The sequence below is a fragment of the Ancylobacter crimeensis genome, from assembly GCF_023016805.1.
GTDB lineage: Bacteria > Pseudomonadota > Alphaproteobacteria > Rhizobiales > Xanthobacteraceae > Ancylobacter > Ancylobacter crimeensis.
In genome coordinates, this window is the sequence record NZ_JALKCH010000003.1 from 1 (window position 1) to 18832 (window position 18832).

13 protein-coding genes and 3 pseudogenes are annotated in these 18832 nt (G+C 66.2%); 7 read left to right on the top strand and 9 right to left on the bottom strand.

What is annotated here, in order from left to right; all coding sequences use genetic code 11:
- Nucleotides 1-127: 127 nt before the first annotated feature.
- The 5 genes from modC to MWN34_RS04255 form a co-directional block, all read right to left on the bottom strand.
- Nucleotides 128-1183 carry a molybdenum ABC transporter ATP-binding protein gene (gene modC, locus MWN34_RS04235; RefSeq protein WP_247026925.1) on the bottom strand — a complete coding sequence of 352 codons (1056 nt, stop codon included), beginning with the start codon at nt 1181-1183 and terminating at the stop codon, nt 128-130.
- Nucleotides 1180-1863, bottom strand: coding sequence for a molybdate ABC transporter permease subunit (gene modB / locus MWN34_RS04240; protein ID WP_247026927.1), 684 nt, complete (start codon nt 1861-1863; stop codon nt 1180-1182). Before modB ends, modC begins: the two co-directional genes overlap by 4 nt.
- Before the next feature lie 21 nt (nt 1864-1884).
- Entirely contained in the window at nt 1885-2667 is a 783-nt protein-coding gene (gene modA, locus MWN34_RS04245) for a molybdate ABC transporter substrate-binding protein (protein ID WP_247026929.1), read from the bottom strand.
- A gap of 309 nt (nt 2668-2976) precedes the next feature.
- Complete coding sequence (locus MWN34_RS04250; protein WP_343311826.1) at nt 2977-3648, bottom strand: glutamine amidotransferase-related protein; 672 nt, start codon at nt 3646-3648, stop codon at nt 2977-2979.
- Nucleotides 3614-3778 (bottom strand): hypothetical protein, encoded by a 165-nt coding sequence (locus MWN34_RS04255; protein WP_247026933.1) that lies wholly within the window; start codon nt 3776-3778, stop codon nt 3614-3616. The genes MWN34_RS04250 and MWN34_RS04255 overlap by 35 nt, the downstream gene beginning before the upstream one ends.
- 514 nt (nt 3779-4292) lie before the next feature.
- Between MWN34_RS04255 and MWN34_RS04260 the strand changes: the two genes are divergently transcribed.
- From MWN34_RS04260 to MWN34_RS04280, 5 genes and pseudogenes are all read left to right on the top strand, one after another.
- Entirely contained in the window at nt 4293-5060 is a 768-nt protein-coding gene (locus tag MWN34_RS04260; protein WP_247026935.1) for a GntR family transcriptional regulator, read from the top strand.
- Nucleotides 5061-5132: 72 nt separating this feature from the next.
- Nucleotides 5133-6455: an LLM class flavin-dependent oxidoreductase gene (locus MWN34_RS04265; protein ID WP_247026937.1), complete on the top strand. Its 1323-nt coding sequence runs from the start codon at nt 5133-5135 to the stop codon at nt 6453-6455.
- Between the two features lie 44 nt (nt 6456-6499).
- Nucleotides 6500-7975 carry an aldehyde dehydrogenase family protein gene (locus MWN34_RS04270; RefSeq protein ID WP_247026939.1) on the top strand — a complete coding sequence of 492 codons (1476 nt, stop codon included), beginning with the start codon at nt 6500-6502 and terminating at the stop codon, nt 7973-7975.
- Nucleotides 7976-8009: 34 nt separating this feature from the next.
- A pseudogene (locus tag MWN34_RS04275) lies at nt 8010-8390 on the top strand (aldehyde dehydrogenase family protein); the annotation flags it as partial.
- A gap of 188 nt (nt 8391-8578) precedes the next feature.
- Nucleotides 8579-8731: a hypothetical protein gene (locus MWN34_RS04280; RefSeq protein WP_247026941.1), complete on the top strand. Its 153-nt coding sequence runs from the start codon at nt 8579-8581 to the stop codon at nt 8729-8731.
- Nucleotides 8732-8912: 181 nt separating this feature from the next.
- Here MWN34_RS04280 and MWN34_RS19750 read toward each other — a convergent pair.
- Nucleotides 8913-9498, bottom strand: a pseudogene (locus tag MWN34_RS19750) (transposase); the annotation flags it as partial.
- 117 nt (nt 9499-9615) lie between these two features.
- A pseudogene (gene istB, locus MWN34_RS04290) lies at nt 9616-10164 on the bottom strand (IS21-like element helper ATPase IstB).
- A gap of 131 nt (nt 10165-10295) precedes the next feature.
- On the opposite strand from istB, the gene MWN34_RS04295 reads away from it, so the two are divergent.
- The gene (locus tag MWN34_RS04295) at nt 10296-10502 is read left to right on the top strand and encodes a DUF1127 domain-containing protein (protein WP_247026943.1); all 207 of its coding nucleotides are present in this window, start codon (nt 10296-10298) and stop codon (nt 10500-10502) included.
- Between the two features lie 20 nt (nt 10503-10522).
- Here MWN34_RS04295 and pbpC read toward each other — a convergent pair whose 3' ends face one another.
- The gene (gene pbpC, locus MWN34_RS04300; RefSeq protein ID WP_247026945.1) at nt 10523-12496 is read right to left on the bottom strand and encodes a penicillin-binding protein 1C; all 1974 of its coding nucleotides are present in this window, start codon (nt 12494-12496) and stop codon (nt 10523-10525) included.
- Nucleotides 12497-12603: 107 nt separating this feature from the next.
- A complete protein-coding gene (locus MWN34_RS04305; protein ID WP_247026947.1) occupies nt 12604-18087 on the bottom strand; it encodes an alpha-2-macroglobulin in 5484 nt (1827 codons plus the stop codon).
- A gap of 305 nt (nt 18088-18392) precedes the next feature.
- Here MWN34_RS04305 and MWN34_RS04310 point away from each other — a divergent pair, with 305 nt between their 5' ends.
- Nucleotides 18393-18674 carry an acyl carrier protein gene (locus MWN34_RS04310; protein ID WP_247026949.1) on the top strand — a complete coding sequence of 94 codons (282 nt, stop codon included), beginning with the start codon at nt 18393-18395 and terminating at the stop codon, nt 18672-18674.
- Nucleotides 18675-18832: the final 158 nt, after the last annotated feature.

Genomic DNA, 18832 nt, shown 5'->3' on the forward strand with positions numbered 1-18832 from the left:
CTGTCGCGGCCATCATGCCGCCTTCAGGCAGAAACTCCACTTATCCGACCTGTCCAAATTTCCCGAGCCAGCTCTCTCTCAGATGTGCCGGGCGTCGACCGTCTTACCCCACGCCTGAAGGATCCGCTTACACCACCTGCACGCCGATGGCCTTAAACAGGGCCTTTACCGGCATATCGGGTTCGAGCCGAAGCTGGCGCGCTGCATCCGGTGTAAGCTGGGACAGCAGGCGAGCCTGGCCTGCCGCGATTTCGACTAGGGTCATCCTGCGATCGGGCGTCTCGCGCAGGTTAAGCACGACGCCGGATACGATGTTGTCGGCGCTGGTCGGCCCCGGGTCGTCGAGAGCGAGCGACACTTCGCTCGCGGGTACGCGAATGCGACGCCGGGCGCTAGGCGGTTCCTCGATCATCGGTATCCATATCATCACGCCGCCTGCGTCGAGTTTAGTCAAGCCGCGCGTCGGATCGTGCGACACGATCCGCGCCGCTATCACGGCACCGGCCTGGTTTGCCGAAGCAAAGTCAAGGTCTGCACGGGTAAGAATGTCGCCGACGGGTCCCTGAGCGACGACCGATCCGTTGCGCATCAACACCAGCGTGTCGGCCAGTCGCGCGACCTCGTCGATCGAATGGGTGACGAGAAGCATGGGAATACGCATGTCGTCGTGCAGGCGCGTGAGGAAGGGTAGGATTTCGTCCTTGCGCCCGGCATCGAGCGCGGAGAGAGGCTCATCCATCAAGAGAAGGCGAGGCTGGCGGAGCAAGGCGCGGCCGATGGCCACGCGTTGGCGCTCGCCGCCGGAAAGCTTGCCGGGACGGCGGTCCAGCAGATGACCAATACCCAGCAATTCCACGGTTTCGGCGAAATCCACCGGCCCTGCCTGCGCCCGTTTCATGCCGTAACGCAGGTTGGAATCGACCGTCATATGTGGAAACAGCCGTCCGTCCTGAAATACGACGCCAACCCCACGATCAGCCGGATGCAGATCAGACAGAACCACGCCGTCGAGAACGACGCGAACCTCGTCCGCCTTCAGCAGGCCGGAAACCGCGGACATCACCGTGGACTTGCCGCAGCCGGAGGGGCCGAATAGCGCCGTGACTCCGGGCGTCGGCAAGCAGATGTCGACATCCGCGGAGAATGTCGGGAATGTGTGCTTGAGGTGAATGTCCAGCGTCATGGGCGCAGCCGCTTTCCAACCCACTCACCCAGCAACAGGCCGCCAACCGCCAGAATGACGGAGATCGTCGCCAGTTTGGCGGCCGCCTCCTCCCCGCCCGGCGTCTGCAGCGCTGTGAAGATGGCCAGCGGCAGGGTCTGGGTCTGACCGGGAACGTTCGAGGCAAAGGTGATGACCGCACCGAACTCGCCGAGACTGGCGGCATAGGCTGTGATCGCCCCCGAGACGACGCCAGGCGCCATCAAGGGCAGGGTGACAGTGAAGAAGGTGTCGAGGCGCTTTGCGCCGAGCGTGCTTGCCGCATCTTCCAGTCCGCTGTCCACGCTGTCGAGCGACAGTCGGATGGCGCGCACCATCAGCGGAAAGGTCATGACGGCACAGGCGAGTGCCGCGCCGGACGCGGTGAAGACAAGCCGGATCCCGAACCAGTCGTTGAGCAGACTGCCGATGGGCCCGCGAACGCCGAACACCACCAGCAACATCCAGCCGACCACTACGGGCGGCAGGACCAGCGGCAAATGGACGACGATGTTGAGTACGGAGCGAAATGGCAGGCGCGGCCATCTGAGCAAAAGCGAGACGAGGATGGCAACCGGGAGACCCATGGCCACCGCATTCGCTGCGACGATCAGACTTAGCCGGATCGCCTGCCACTCGTAATTGTTGAGTTCAAACCACATGGTCGGACCCGAGCCATGCCATCAGGGCGTGGTGAAGCCGAACGACCTGTAGATTTCTAAAGCCTCGGGACCGATGAGGAAGGCGAGTACAGCCCGGGCGTCTGGCGAATCCTGCGCCTTGACCAGGACAAAGGGGTAAGTGACAGCCTCGTGTGACTCCTTCGGGAATATGCCGACGATCTTCACTCGGGTGGAGACGGCGGCATCGGTCTCGTACACGATGCCAAGTGGCGCCTCTCCTCGTTCGACCAGCAGCATGGCCGAGCGGACGCTGTCAGCGCGGGCAAGACGCGGGTTGATGGCGGTCCACTGGTTCATCCAGGTCAACGCCTGTTCGGCGTAACGTCCAACTGGCACATGCGCCGGATCGCCGGTGGCGAGGCGACCATTTCGGCCAAGCAGTGCGACGAGATCCGTCGTCTTCGTCAGATCGAGCCTGGTCAAAGAACTGTTGTTGGGCGCGATGAGAACGAGCCGGTTGCCGATGGGCGATACGCGCGATGATTTGACCAGAAGGCCACGCTCGATGCCCCAGTCCGCCCAGCGCTCATCTGCGGAGATGAAGACGGCAGCCTTGGCACTCTGGTCGATTTGTCGGATCAGCGTGGATGACGCCGCGAAATTGAACTGAAGCGATGCATTTCCATGGGCGACCCAGGCATCGTTTACCTTACGAAGGGCGTCCGACATGCTGGCGGCAGCGAAAACCGTCTGCGTGCTGGTTACAGGAGCCTGCGCCCGCGCAGTCCCCGTGAGCGATGCGAGGAAGACAAGGAAGGCGGCGAACGCTCTCGACAGTGACATGAGGGCACCAAGCTATATATCTTCCGATATAACTTGGTCGCAGATAATTCTAAAATCGGCAAGAGGTATTTTATTCTTCGGGTGAGGGCGTTGAGGATATAATGAAGTTCTAACGCTGCTGTCTTGCTTTGCTATCAGAGCGCAATGATAAAACTAAGACAGTTACAATAAATCTCAAGAAAATCGGTTATACCGACTGCTTAAATGACCCAACGACATGGTTGATGCGAAGGCGTGATACGCTAGCATAATGTCTGACATCTTTGCGAAATGCGGCTTATATCCAAAGAGTACGACGCCATGGCGTACTCAAGCCGACATCAACGGCGAGAGCGCGGGAGAGTCCACATTCACTCCGGCGAGAGCGGGATATGTCTCGCCGAACGTATTATCCAGCCAGCGGTTGAGCACCGAGCCGGCAATTTCAGCGGCTGGGGGAGCGTAATGCCGCCCGTCTCTACGCAGCAGCCATACGTCGATATCGGTTCCAGCGAGTTCCACGGCATGACCGATATACCACTCATCGAGCCCGTGCGCATCCGCCTCGATGTGAAACTGCAGGGCAAGCCCGCCATCCCCAGAGCTGAAGGCTTGGTTCGGATAGACGGCATTGGACGCCAGCCGCGGCGCACTATCGCGGAGATCGAATATATCGCAATGCCAGTGCAGAACCCTGACACCGTCTTGGGCAAGCGGGGCCAGCGGTGAGGAAAAACCTTTGGTCGTCAGCGATATCGCACCCCGGCCAATTTCTTTGGTCGCGCCCTCGTAGACGCGCGCTCCAAGAGTGGCCGCCATGAGTTGGGCGCTGAGACAGATGCCGAGCACCGGCTGGCCATGTGACAGCCGCCACTCGATGAGCCTCTTCTCGCTTGCTAGCAAGCGGTAGATCACCATGTCTGCGACGCCCATCGGCCCGCCCAAACGAGATCCCAGTAAGGGCGGCCTAGTAGGCGGGAATGTCACCACGAGCGAGCGCATCCTGCCAGAGGCCACGCACCTCGGCCGTCGTGTGCGACTTGGCGAAACGCCGGAGTGCACCCTCATGGCGCTTGTCGAGCGCCTTGTGCAGCGTCTTGCTGGTGAGATCGCTCCGACCCGAACCTGCCACCGCATAGCCGTTAAGCTTGTGATCGCTGGCGGAGGGGGCGTCGCCTGATGCAGCTTAACCAAAAGCTGCCGCAGTTCCCCCGTCATCAGGCAGGTGTCGATGACCAAGCAATGCAGTGAGGGCGCCAGATCCAAGAGATGGCGGCGCGACGTGCCTGTCAGCGCGCTGCCGGGGGCTTCGAAGGTCTAGGAGCCCCGGAACGTCTCGCTGATGGAGGCGCGCGCGGCCGGGTGCCGGAGGATCGAGGAGGAAGGCATGCCAACTCCGTATCGATATATACAGATGGAAGTCGGGCCGGTGCGGCGAATTCGCCATTCCCGGCGACCAACGTTTCATCGCGCCGGGCGATTATTTGTGCAGCCGGCCGGCTTGCATCGCCGCGCCATTCGAGGCGTTATATCCATCAAGATATATCAAAGACAGTCACCAGAAAAGTTGGCGCGGCGGCGGGCGTTTTGGGCACAACAGTGTTCGGCAACGACGTTTTCTGTGCGGCTTAATTTGGGATCCCAATATGAATTCCATATCGAATTTGGTTTCAGGCAGTCCCGGTGGCGACCGAACGGATATCCCGGCCGGCGAGAGGCCTCGTACGCTGGCGAAGGACGTCTATGCCCGGCTGAAACAGGCGATCTTCGATTTCCGCATGCCGCCGGGACAGCGTTATTCCGAGCAGGAGCTCTGCGGTGCGCTGGAGGTCTCGCGCACGCCGCTGCGGCTGGCGCTGCATATTCTTGCCCATGAAGGCTTCGTCGCGAATGTCGGCGGGCATTCGGCGTGGATGGTCCGCCCCCTCGACCTCGCCTATTATGAGGATCTCTACGATTTCCGCGTCGAGCTGGAAGTCCTCGCCTGGCGCCGCGCGGCTTCGCACCCCTCAGCGCCGGTGCTCGGTGAGCTTGTCGCCTTCTGGCAGGCGCCGGCCGGGCAGCGTCCGCTGGAAGGGCACCACGTCGCCGAGCAGGACGAGATGTTTCATCGCACCATCGTCGGCCTGTTCGGCAACCGCGCCATGCTGCGCAGCTTCGACGAGCTGACGGACCGCATCCGCATCATTCGCCGCCTCGACTTCGTCAGCCCCAAGCGCATCGCCACGACCTATAACGAGCACGCCGCCCTGCTCGACGCTGTGCGGGATGGCGATGCGGATCGGGCCGAGCGCCTCATCCGCGCGCATATCGAAGCCTCGCGCGTCGAGATCCGCCGCCTGACCTTTCACCACCTGAGCCTCGCCACCTCCGCCGCCCGGCAGGGCTTCCAAGGGACAGGCGCGGGATCGTGAGAGCGGGATCACCGGACAGGTGAACCCGGTCTTTCGTGCAGCCTGAAACAGCTTCGAGACGAGTAATCCGACATGCAGAAGAAAATGCTCAGCCTGGCTCTGTTCCTGTTTCCCGGGCAGCATCTGGGGGCATGGCGCCTGCCCGACGCTATCCCTGAAATGGATGTGGGCATCGAGCACTATGTGCGGGCGGCGCAGCTGGCGGAAGAAGCGAAGCTGGACGCCATATTCTTCGAGGATCAGGCCGCCCTGCCGCGCGCCAATGACATCGCGGAAGGCGACACCTATGGCGCCGCCCACCCGCGCTCGATCCATTTCGATCCGATGATGGTGCTGCCGGCCCTCGCCATGCACACGAAGCATCTCGGCCTTGCCGCGACCTCGACAGCAAGCTTCAACGAGCCCTACAACCTCGCGCGCCGCTTCGCCTCCATCGACTTCATCAGCAATGGCCGCGCCGGCTGGAATCTGGTCACCTCGTTCAACGAGAACGAGGCGCAGAATTTCGGTCTCGACGCCCATCTCGAACATGGCGCGCGCTATGAACGGGCCAGCGAATTCATTGATGTCGTGACCGGCCTTTGGGACTCGTGGGAGGAGGACGCCGTCACCCGGGATAAGGAAACCGGCGTCTATTTCGACGTCGAAAAAATGCATTTCCTCCGCCATGAGGGGAAGTTCTTCAAGGTTCGCGGGCCACTCACCATGGGGCGGAGCCCGCAGGGCCGGCCGGTGATCTTCCAGGCCGGATCGTCCGAGCCGGGGCGAGAACTCGCGGCACGCACGGCCGATGTGGTGTTCACCCTGCAGACGGATATCGCCGAGAGCCGGGCCTTCCGCGACGATATCCGCGCGCGTGCCGTCCGCTTCGGTCGCGACCCGGACAAGATCAAGATCCTCGTCGGGGCCACGCCGATCGTCGGCACAACCGATGAGGAGGCGCAGGAGCTGCGCATACGGATGCGGGAGCTAATCCCGGAAGAGCTCGCCATCAGCCACCTCATGCCGCATTCCGGCGGTGTCGACTTCCGCACATATGATCTGAATGGCCCGATGCCGGATCTGCCGGAAACCAATGCCGGCAAGTCTCATCGCAGCGCCATCGTCGCCCTTGCCCGCAGCGAGAACCTCTCAATCCTCCAGACGGCGCGTCGTTTTGCCGAGGGCAGCTATCTGAAGCTGGTCGGCGCGCCGGCGACGGTCGCCGACCGGATGCAGGCATGGCGGGAAGCGGATGCCTGCGACGGCTTCCTCGTGGTGCCGACCCACTACCCCACGGGAGTGGAGGATTTCACCCGCCGCGTCGTGCCGGAGCTGCAGCGGCGCGGCTTCTTCCGCACCGAATATACCGGCAAGCACCTGCGCGATCATCTCGGCGTCACCTCCTACAGCTGACGCGCCCGCATTCTGACAAGAACAAAACCTTCCACGAGGACACCATGAACCCGGCTTCCTTCGATCTCGTCGACGGCATCCCGCACTACAAGCTCTTCATCGACGGCGAGTGGGTGACGTCTTCCCGCAACCAGCTGGTGGACGATCGCAATCCCGCCACCGGCGAGGTGTTCGCCCGCACCCAGCAGGCGGGTGCCGAAGAGGTGCGGCGCGCCATCGAGTCCTCCCACCGCGCCGCGCAGAGCTGGGGCAAGACGCTGGTTTCCGAGCGCGAGGTGCTGCTGCTGCGCACGGCGGACGTGATCCAGCGCCGCACGCCGGTGATCCGCGACATGCTGATCGAGGAATGTGGCTCGGTGTTCTCCAAGGCGCTGTGGGAGATCGAGTATGTGGTCGATGCGCTGCGCACGGCGGCGGGCGATGCGCGTCACGTCATGGGCGAGACCATGCCGATGACGATGCCGGGGCAGCTCTCTATCTCGGTGCGCAAGCCGCTCGGCGTCATCGCCGGCATCGCGCCGTTCAACTCGCCCTTCCTGCTGTCGATGAAGAAGATCGTCTATGCGCTGGCGACCGGAAACACCTTCATCCTTAAGCCTTCCGAGGAGACGCCGGTCTCCGGCGCGCTGATCGCCGATCTTTTCCAGGAGGCGGGCCTGCCGCCGGGCGTGCTCAACGTCGTGCCGGGCGTGCCGGCCGAGGTCGGCGACCTGCTGATCGCCGATCCACGGGTGAAGATGATCACCTTCACCGGTTCGACCCGCACCGGCCGCCACCTCGCGGTGGAAGCGGCCAAGTATCTCAAGAAGTTCACGCTGGAAATGGGCGGCAAGAGCCCGCTCATCGTGCTGAAGGACGCCGATCTCGACTATGCGGTGGACGCCGCCGCCTTCGGCATCTTCCTGCATCAGGGGCAGGTGTGCATGGCCAACTCCAAGGTCATCATAGAGGCGCCGCTGTTCGATGCCTTCATGGAGAAGTTCAAGGCGAAGACCGCCACCATCAAGGTTGGCGACCCGCGCGATCCGGATACGGTGATCGGCCCGCTGATCCGCGCCCGCCAGTGCGACTTCATCGACAGCCAGCTCGCCGATGCGCAGGAGAAGGGCGCCGCCGTCGTGATGGGCGGCACGCATGAGGGGCAGTTCTACCAGCCGACCGTGCTGTCCGGCGTGACGCCCGACATGCGCATCTATCAAGAGGAAAGCTTCGGCCCGGTGGTCTCGCTGTTCCGCGCCGAGGACGAGGAAGACGCTTTGCGCATCGCCAACGACACCGAGTACGGCCTTGCGGCGGCCGTGATCACCAATGATCTGCAGAAGGCGATGGACCTCTCGCTCCGGCTCGAATCCGGGATGGTGCATGTCAATGACACGACTATTTCCGACGAGCCGCACGTGCCCTTTGGCGGCGTGAAAAACTCCGGATTCGGTCGCGAGGGCGGCCGCTATTCGCTCGAAGAACTCACCGAGGTGAAGTGGGTCACCATCCAGATGGGCAAGCGCGTCTTCCCGTTCTGATCCCCCGGTGACAGTGCCGACCGCGCCGGGCAATCTCGCTCTGGTTCGGGGTGAAACGCTTGGTGTGGTCGGCGCTTTCGGGCCGTGGAACGACCCTCTGGAGATGGCAACCTGGCAGCTGGCGCCGGCGCTCACCTCAGGCAACAGAGCGGTGCTGAAGCCCGCCGAACACTCGCCGCTCTCCGCATTGCGGCGGGCGAAGCTGGCTCTGAAAGCCAGTATTCTGCCCGGCGTGCTTAATGTGGTCCCCGGCTTCGGCGAGACGGCGGGCCAGGCGCTCGGCCTGCACATGGATGTCGACTGCCTCGCCTTTACCGGCTGGACCGAGGTCAGCAAGTACTTCCTTAGCTATTCCGGCCAGTCCAACATGAAGCAGGTCTGGTTGGAATGCGGTGGCAAGAGCCCGAATATCGTGTTAGGCAGCGGCCTCATAATTTTGCGCGTCTGAGCGTGTCGTGATTCAAGATCCCAAACTGGTTACTCCAGTAATGCGACCGCTGGTTACGGTTGTACGATCAATCTGACGAAATATATCATTGAAACAATCTTCGTTTTTATCTGCGATTATCTTCTAGTCACTGCATCCGATGCCTGGTAAAACGAATGAATTCGTTGGTCGAGGAGAACCTCAAGTTCAAGAAGCTTCTGGTGGAACCGATGCTGAACGTCGTGACGCTGCGCGAGGCGCTTGGAAAAATGTATGATCCTCCTGTCGTTGCAAGGTTCAGGTTCGGTCTGACGATCCAGCCTGCATAAATGTATCCGGCCTCTCGCAAGTGGGCTGTTGTTGCAGCCAGACCATGATGAGATCTGCGCACCCCGTTCTCGAATAACTGGCTCGGGCTGTAAGCACGCTTTTTTGCCCAGAGCTTACGGTGCGCCGACCAACTGTCTCATCATCACTCTCCCGTGCCTCGCAGCTGGTCGAAGGCGTGGGTCAGGCTGCCACCAGCCCACGCCGCTCGTAGGTTGCGCCCGGCCTGGTGATCGCCACCCAGGCGACGCGGGCCATCTTGGCGGCGAGCGCCACGGTGGCTTTGTTGTTGTGCATCCGGCGCTGCAGGCCGTCCACCCAGCTCCCGAGGCGATCGCGGGACCGGTCGAGATGGAGCAGGCACGATCGGGCGCCGTGGATGAGGAGGCGTCTCAGATATGAGCTCCCTCGCTTGCTGATGCCGAGCGGGGTCGTCTTGACGCCGGTCAGTACTCCCGCGGCACGAGGCCGAGCTCGGCCGCCATGTCGCGCGCCTTGCGGAACTGCAGACCCCGGCCGGGCGGCGCCCGCAGGGCAGTTGCGGCGAGTGACCGATGCCTGGCACCCTCATTAGCCAGCGCGCCGTATCGTCAGCCGCGGCGACGGTCTCGATCTCTCCGGTGACCTCCTTGATCCGGACCTCGCGATTCTTGACGTCGTCGAACAGCTCGGTGAGCAATCGCCGCATCGCTGGGCTGAGGTTGTTCTCCTCGTCGGCAACCACGCGGGGAAGGTCGGTCGCGTCGATCATGACGGTCTGATGCTCGGCCCCCTGAGTGGACAGACCTTCCATCATCCGCGTGAACACACCATCTCTCCCAGTCCAGCGACATTCGGAATTAGCCCCCTGACGCCATGAGGAACTGACCCCCATGCCGATTGCCTCTCAGGCGGTTGCGGGTTGAGGCGTCGCAGCGGCCTTCTGCAGAAGACCGCTGCGACGCTTTTCGCGGAGACGATAGCTATCGCCCCGGATGGTGATGACGTGGCTGTGATGCAGCAGCCGATCGAGGATGGCGGTGGCGACGACCGGGTTCTCCCAAGACCGAGCCCCATTCCCCGACCGCCCGGTTCGATGTCACCAGCATGGCGCCGCGCTCGTAGCGGCGGCTAACGAGCTGGAAGAACAGATGCGCGGCATGGGGTTCGAAGGGCAGATAGCCGAGCTCGTCAACGATCAACAGCTTGGGTTTCCCATAGTGCGTCAGCCTCCCCTCCAGCCTGCCTTCGCCATGGGCCTTGGCCAGTTGGGCGACGAGCGTCGTCGCTGGCGTGAACAGGGCCGAGTAGCCGGCGACGATGGCTTCGCGCCCGATGGCGACGGCCAGATGCGTCTTGCCAACGCCCGGCGGGCCCAGGAGAGCACCGCCTCGCCATTGGCGATGAAGCGACCCGTCGCGATGCACAAGCCAAATTGTGCAGGCCGGAACACTATAAACCTTTGTTCCGCCACGCCCGACAGCGTCACATCTCTCATGCAGCCTTCGCAGTTCAGGCATGCGCAGATGGGTATTTCGCAACGCACAAGAAAGGCTATATTTGGTATACTAAATACGGAGCCCTTTCATGAGCACCCTCTCGATCACCCACCAGACCTCGCCCGAGTTCTTTTCCCGGGTCGTTCGCGCCGTCGCGTCGTTTTTTGAGGCGGTTGGCGAAGGTCGCCAGATCGCTCTTCGCTATGACGCGCTTGCTCGCCTGTCGGATACCGCGCTCGCCGCCCGGGGTCTGACCCGCAATGACATCAGTCGCGTGGCGGTCCACGGTCGCTGATCACGGTTCGAACGCGACTTTCAGTGCACCCGCACAGTGACGCTATCACTTGATCCGACCGCATCCATGACGGTCAGTCGCCTGAAGCCCGGGCCGGACGGCTGCCAGAACAGGGTGCCTGATCCAGCCGCTTCGGTTGGGACGGGCACGCCGTCCACCAACATCTGAAGCGGCCCTTGTCCCCCGCGTACCTTGAGAGCCAGAGGCACGTCGGTGTCGCTTTCGAGCGCGGCCCCTTCAGGCGGATAAGCAATGCGCGGCCCGTCGGCTTCGGCAAGGCCGGACGGACGACCGAAACGTCGCAACGGCGGTGGTAATTCCACATTTCGCGCCACCAGGGCGCCCCGCGGTGCCGGCGCCAGAGGCGCGGGTCGCTTCACGATCCGCGCGAAGGCGTCGAACAGGACGGGCGCAGCGACCTGCCGGCCGACCATGCCGGGCACCGGCTGCCCATCCGGTCGCCCGACCCAGACGGCAACGGTGCGCCGACCGTCGAACCCCACGGACCAAGCATCGCGATAGCCGAAGGACGTGCCCGTCTTGAAGGCGATGAGCCCGGGCGCAGCGTTCTGCGGCGGCGGCGTGCCGGCGAGGGCCTGTGCGAGATACCAGGCTGCGACCGGGCTGAGCAGGCGGCCCTTGGCGAGGGGATCGGTCACGCGCGTATCGAGCCTGTCCATGAGCGATCGTACGTCGCCTCCCCGCGCGATATCGGCGTAGAGCGCCGCGAGATCCTCCAGCCGGATACCCACGCCGCCCAACCCCACGGCAAGTCCGGGAATCTCGCCGGGCGGCAGCATCAGGCGCGTGCCCGCCGATGCGAGGCGGGTCGCAAGGCGTTGCGGTCCCACCGCTTGCAGCAATTGGACGGCGGGCACGTTGAGCGAGAGCTGCAGAGCCTCACGAACCGGCACAGTGCCTTGAAAGTCCAGATCAAAATTCTCGGGAGCATAGGCACCGAATCGTGTCGGGCGGTCGTCGATCAGCGTCTCCGGATGGGCCAGCCCATCCTCGAAGGCGAGACCGTAGATGAAGGGTTTGAGCGTCGATCCGGGGGAGCGTACCGCGCGCGTCAGATCCACGGCCCCGGCGCGGGCGGTGTCCGCCGGATCGGCGCCGCTGACCCGGGCCAGCACCTCGCCGGTCGCGTTGTCGAGCACCATCAACGCCATCGAGACGCCCTGTTGCAGAGCAGGAATCCGTTCCATTACAAGACTTTGCAGCCGTTCCTGCATATTCCGGTCGATTGCGAGGCGATGGACGGCGAGGCCGGGTCGCTCCCGTCGGGCGGCCTCGGCGGCGTGGCTGGCAAGGGCGGGCATGTCGAGGCGGGCGGATGGCGGGGCGGCGCTGCTTGCCATGATCATCTCCGATGCGCCGAAAAGTCCTGCATCGCCAAGGCGTTGGAGCACACGATTACGACCGTGACGGGCAGCATCCGGGAAGCGGTCGGGACGGCGGCTTTCGGGAGCCTGCGGGATGGCGACGAGCAATGCCGCTTCCCCCAGAGTGAGGCGCCGTGGTTCCTTGCCGAAATAGGAAAGACTCGCTGCGCGCACGCCCTCCAGATTGCCGCCATAAGGCGCCAAACTCATATAAAGACTTAGTATTTCATCCTTTGAGAGGCCCGCTTCCAACTCGATGGCGCGGCGCATCTCGGCGAATTTGGCGCCGAGCGTTCGGGCGCGGGGCGGCTCCAGCAGGCGGGCGACCTGCATGGTGAGGGTCGAGCCGCCGGACACGATGCGGCCATGCCACAGCATCTGCAGTGCGGCGCGCGCCAGGGCGACGGGATCGACACCCAAGTGATTGTAAAACCTTCGATCTTCATACGCCACAAGAAGATCGCGATAGCGCCGGTCGACCTCCTGCGGCGTCGCCGCGAGGCGCCAGCGGCCATCGCCCAGGGGGAAGGCACGCAGCAGGCGGGCATTGCGATCCTGCACCTCCACCGATGTCACGAGATGGGGTGGAGGTGGTGCGGCGGCACGCACGCCGAGAACCCAAGTGTATGTTCCCCCAACGAAAATCGTCGCGGCAAGACCGAGGGCGACGGCCCCTCGGAGCCAGAGGGGATAGCGTGCGCCGCCCCCTTCCCGGCTCATGGGGCGGCTCCGCCGATCTCGGTTTTCGCGGCGGCGGTGCGGGCGAAACGGTCGGGGCGGTACATGTCCTCGACCATGGCCGGCGGGTGCGCATAGGTGCCGGGAGACACCGCGCGCACGATATAGGACACCGTCAATTCTCCTGCATTATCCGTTACTTGCGTCCGGTCGAACGCGGCGATGAAGCGAGTGTCGCGGAACTCGGTGTGCTCTGTTTCCGTGGTTTCCGGCAGCCAGGGCAGCGTCCCGGCCTCGCCGCCCGCGACCAGACGGGGATTGTCGATCTCGAAACCGGCGGGCAGATGGTCCACCAGCAGCAGGCGGGCAGGAGCAGCTTCCTCTTCAGTTATCGTCAATACCACGACAAGCCTTTGATTCTGCAGGACCTTCGCAGGGTCGGCCGGGGTGCCGTCCATGGTGAAATAACGGCGCGTCAGGCTCAGCCCGTGGGAGGCGGCGGGCTCGGGCGCGGCGGGAGGGCCCTCGATGGAGACCACCGCATCGACCGGTGTCGGGCCGTGGTTGGTCAGTGCAGTGAGGTGACCAGTCAGTCCAGCCGGGTCGAGAATGCGCTCGAACAGCCCCTCCTGCCGGACGCCGTCGACATCCAGCACCACGCCAGCCCCTCCCCGCACCGCTCGGGCGGCCATCAGCAGCCAGGCCTCCTCCTGCGTCGAGGTGCGGGAGACGCTCGCGAAGGCGGCGCCCAGCCGGGTGCGGGCGGCGCTGGCCTCGGCAGGAAAGCTCGCTTCGGCGGCCAGTGCCGCGACGCCGGCGGCATCGCGCAGCCCGGAGCCGAAATCGGCGCGCGACACGCTCTCCCGTTCGGCGACGGTCGGGATGAGCTCAAGCGCCGCGGCGAAGACCTTCCCGGCCCGCTCCCGGTCGCCGAGCATGGCGAGCGCGGCGGCGATGTTGGCGCGGGCGAAGCCGGTCTTCACCTCCTCCAGCCGCGTGTCGGCGACATAGCGCAGATCACCGAGCGGGGCACGTCCGTTGCGGGCCAGCACATAGGCGGCATAGGCGAGGCCCTCATCGGTCGGGCCACTGCCCTCCCCCGCCATGGCGAGGGCATTGCGCAGCCGGTCCAGCGCCTGCGCCAGCGGCTGGTCGGGCACCTGATGGCCGCGCTCTCGGGCACGGGTCAGAAAGTCGGTGACATAGGCATCGAGGAAGATATCGTCGCCGCCCGCACTCCACAGGCCGAAGGAGCCGTTGGCACCCTGCCGGGACACGAGGCGGGCGATCGCGTCGTCGATCACCTCGGCCGGCTTGTGCTCCAGTTGCAGGCCCGGCCCGGCCAGCTCGTCGAGATAGAGCAACGGCATGGCCCGGCTGGTGAGCTGCTCGGAGCATGAGAAGCGGTAGCGGTCGAGCGCCAGCAGCAGCCCCGCGGTGTCGAGCGCCGCATCGGGCCGCACCGAGACGGCGACGCGCCCGGTTCCGGGCACGAGGTCGGCCAGCAGGTCCGGTCCGAGGGTCAGGCCCTCGCCGGGCTGGAGCGTGCGCACGCTGCGCCGGGTGATGGCCGGATAGGCCGGCGTCACATCCAGCGTGAAATCGCGCGAAATGGCGAGGCCGCCCGGCCCGGTGAGCCGGATGCCGATCGTGCCCGGCCCGATGCCGGTGCCGGCAAGCGGCAGCACCACGCTCTGCCGGGCGCCCTTCTCCAGCAGCAGCGAGCGCGGCACCATATTGGCGGCGATGTCGAGCCGGAGCGTGCCGTCGGTGACGATGTCGAGACCGTATTCGCCGGCCTCACCGTCGACATTGTGCAGGTCGAGCCGCAGCGTCGAGCGGTCGCCCATGGCGAGGAAGCGCGGCAAGGTCGGCAGCAGCACCACGGGGTCGTGGATCGCGACGTCCTGCTCCGCATGGCCGACCTGGCCCGCGGACCACGCCACCGCCATCAGCCGGCCGGTGCCCTCGAAGGGCGGGATGTCGAAGGAGACGGTGGCCTTGCCCTCGCCATCCGCCTTCACCACGCCGGAGAACAGCGCCAGCGGCGGGCCGGTGGGCGGTTCGCCGGTCAGGCCCGCGCCCCCGGCATCGCCACCGGAGCGCAGGCGGCCACGGGTTCCGGCCATTCCGTCGATGAGCTGGCCATAGAAGTCGCGCACGGCGGTCGAGAGCGCGCGCTGGCCGAGATAGAACGCCTCCGGGTCCGGCGTCTTGAAACCGGTGAGGTTCAATATGCCGACATCGACGAGGGCGAGCGTCAGATAGGCCTCCTGCCCTGGCGCCACGCCGGTGAGGCTCACCGGCACGGTCAGCGTCGTCTCGGGGCGGATATGTGCCGGCGCCTCCAGCGCTACCTTCAAGGTGTGGGCGGCGGTGTCGACGCCGAACCATGCGAGGCCGATGGCCCGGCCGGGGTTATGCCCGGCGGCGACATCGAGCGGGCGATGCAGGAAGGCGAGCGCATAGGCGCCCGGCCCCCATTCCGCCGAAACCTTGAAATCGACCTTGGTCTCGCCCGCGGGCACCGCCAGGGTGCGCGCGGCGAGCACGCCGTCGCCGACGATCATGACCGTCGCCGAACCGGCGGTGCGGGCGGTGAGGTTCACCGTCATCGTCTCGCCGGCGGCGTAGTGCGCCTTGTCGAGCCCCACCTCCAGCCGGTCCGGCACCTCGGCGGTGGCGCCGCCGCCCCAGCCGGCGGTGAAGGGCACGGCGGTGGTCGCTCCGCCCCCGCTCACCTCCAGCCGGTAGCTGCCCCACTCCACCGGCATCGAGAGCCGCGCGGTGCCGCCGGCGGGAAGGTCGATCGTGCCGTCGGCGATCTTGCGGGTGGTGCGGATCGGCTCGAAATTCCAGGAGCCGCCGGTGCCGCCGAGGCGGTACCACTGGTAGCGCGTCTCGACGCGGAAGAGCTGCCACGTCGCACCGGCCTGAACGACCTGCCGGCCCTGCGGGTCGATGGCCGCCACCTCGAAGCCGGCATCGGACCTCTCGGCGAGGTTGCCGGCGTCGAAAAGCGGCTTCACGCCGAGCGCGGTCGCCGCCGGCACCACCGGCAGCGCCACCCTGCGCTCCACCGCGCGTCCGCCGGGCTCCACCAGCCGGGCCAGCACGGTGAGGGTCAGCGGGCGCTGGGTCGGGCTCGCCGCCGGCAGCGCGACGGCCAGCGTCGCCTTGCCGTCCGGCCCGGTCACCGGAACCTCGGCGAGCGGGGTGCGCTGGGCGGTGAAGCCGTCATCGGGTTCGCCGAAGCGCCAGCCGGGAAAGCCCGGGCGCTCATCGGTCGCCGCCAGCTCGGTCTCCGCCTCGATGGAAAGTCCCGCAGCGGGCGGGCCGAACAGCCAGCGCCCGTCGGCGGCGATGCGGACGGGCGCCTTCGCCGAGATGGTGGGCGCGGACGGCGTGAGCGTCAGGTCGAGACGCTCAGGCACATAATCCTCGACCAGAAAGGACGCCGTGCCGATGGGCGCGCCCTTCGGGTCGGCATAGGCCTCGATCCGCCAGGTACCGGTCATGGCGCCGGCCATGACGGGGAGATCGACCGCCCGGCCGCCGGCCCCGGCGTCCTGCGCCAGCACGCGGCGGTCCTCGACGCCGTCCGGGCGCTTCAGCACCAGAACGAGCGGGACGCCCGGCACCGCGTCGGCCTGCGGATCGCGCAGCAGCGCGGTGACATGCACCGTCTCGCCGGTGCGGTAGACGCCACGCTCCGGCGTCACGAAGGCATCGAGCCGGCCCGGTGCCGGGCGCCCGCCGACACCCCGGTCGGTGAGGTCGAAGGCCTGGTCGCGCAGGTTCAGGAAGGCGTAGTCGGCCTCCCGGCTGGCGACGACCAGCGCGGGAGCGAAACCGTCGGCGCCGCGCATCAGCGCCGGATCGAAGCGAGCCATGCCGTTGGCGTCGGACCGGGCGGTGGCGAGGATCTCGTTGGAGGCTGCCACCAGCCGGACCTCCACATTGGCCAGCGGATCGGCGGTGCCGAGCGCACGCACCAGCACGGTGAGGCCGCGCTCGCCGGTCAGCGCGGTGAGGCCGAGATCGGAGACGATGAACCACTGCGTCGCCCGCTCGGCAAAATCCTCCTCGTCCGGGGTGACGGCGTCGGTGACGGGAGCGGCGGTCAGCACGTAGACGCCGGGCGCGAGCGTGCCCACCGCCTCGTCGACCGGGAAGGAGGTCGTCACGTCCTCGTTCAACGGCGAGGCCGTTTCCAGCTCGCCCCGATAGACCCGCTCGGCGCGTCCGTTCTGGAGCTGCTGGCGGTCGAAGCCGGAGAGGGTGTTGAGGAACGCCCCGTCCACGGCGGTCGGCAGCAGCGAACGGTCGCCGATTCGCAGCACCTCGACATTGAGCCGCGTGGTGTTCACGCTCACCACCGGGATGCCGCGCGGGCCGGTGCGGGGCAGCACATAGGTGCGCCCGGAAAAGCGCGCGGCCGGAGCCCGGTCGCGGACATAGACGGTGAGGCTGGCGGGCCTTTGCAGGCTCTCGGAGGGAATCACCGAGGGAATGCCGGCGCGCAGCTCGACATCGTAGCGCTGGCCGTGCCGGAGCCCGTCGATGCAGAGCTGCTGGCCCTCCGCGCTCACCGCCGGCCGGTCCTGCCACTGGCCGTCCTGACCGACCCGGACGAAGGCGGCATAGTCCACGCCGCCGCCGGCGAGGCTTTCGGAGAACTGCACGCACAGCCGGGGATTGGCGGCGTCGGAATCGACGCTGAAGTCGAGCATGCGGAAGCCCTGCTCCTCGCGCAGCTTGTCGTAGAAGGCGCCCTCGGCCGGCACCTCCTTCAGCGCGAGGCCGGCCAGCAGGGTGTCGAGCGCGGCGCGGTAGACGCCGCGATCGGCGAACAGCCGGCCGAGGAAGAACAGCGCGTCGGCCTCCGTTTCCGCCGTGGTGGCGCGGCGATAGGCGAGGAAGCCGGCGCCCTCGGCGCGGTCGAGGAAGACGTAGCGGTCCTCGTCGGGCTTCGGCGCGATGGCGACCAGCGCGCGGCCGAGCCGCAGCCACAGGCCCGGATCCTCCGGCGCCGCGGTGGCAAGCTGGGCATAGAGGTCGGCCGCGCTGCGGGCGTCGCCACGGGCGAGCGCGGCATCGGCGTCGCGGCGCAGCTGCGCGGCGGGCTTTGCGAGCGGCTGGCGGCCCCGGCGGAGCTGCGCCTCCAGCCGGCGGGCGGCTTCCGAAAGCTCGGGACGGGCATAGGTCTTGGGCGGCAGCGCTTCCGGCGCGGCGGCGGGCGCGGCGATGGCAGGGGCGGCGGCGGCCGCGGCGTCTCCCGGCTTGACGCTCTCCGGCTTGGCTGGCGGGGTCGGTGCGGCCGCGGGCTTCGCCGCCGCCCTGGGGGCCGGTTTTGCCAAGGGGGCGGGTACCGGGGCGAGTACGGGAGCGGTTTGGGGAATCGGCTTCGGCGGCAGGGGCGTCTGCGCGCCGGCCGCCGCGACGAAACCCAGCGACAGCAACGCGACGCCGAGCACCTTCAGCGCGCAGGGGGGCCTCCGGCGGTTCATCTGGCGGTTCATCTGGCGTCCCCCGTCCTTGCTTTCGCCGGTACCCGGCGGCCCGCCGCAGTGGGCTGATCGGCGCCCCTGACGCGCGGGAAGCGGAGCTTAAACGCTGGGGCATGGAAGTCACGCCGCGAAGACCGCGAAAGACGGAATGACCCCACTGCCATTGAAAGGCCGTTGATGCTTAGGTATACGGGCCGACATCCCTGAGGGACCCGCCCGCGAGGCATGCGGTCGCGGCGTGCCCGATGACCCTCGGCCGCCCACCAGCCCGGCCGCCCACCTTGGCCGGCAACGGCCACCCGAGACCAGAGGCATTCATGTCTTCCACGTTCGATACCGTCGCCAACATCATCGCCGAGACGTGCGACATCCCGCGCGAGAACATCACGCCGGAAAGCCACGCCATCGACGATCTCGGCATCGACAGCCTCGACTTCCTCGACATCGCCTTCGCCATCGACAAGGCCTTCGGGATCAAGCTGCCGCTCGAGCAGTGGACCCAGGAAGTGAACGACGGCAAGGCGACCACCGAGCAGTATTTCGTGCTCAAGAATCTCTGCGCGCGCATCGACGAGCTGATCGCAGCCAAGAACGCCTGATCGGCGCCTGATCGGCGAAGGCCTGACGCCGCAGCGGCGTCAGGCCGCGCGCGCCGCCTCCACGGTGCGCGCGACGGGGTGCGGCCCTGGCCGCACCGGACGATGAGCGGACCGATCGAGCCGCCCGCAGCGGGGCCCCCTCCGGGGCGTCGTCCGGC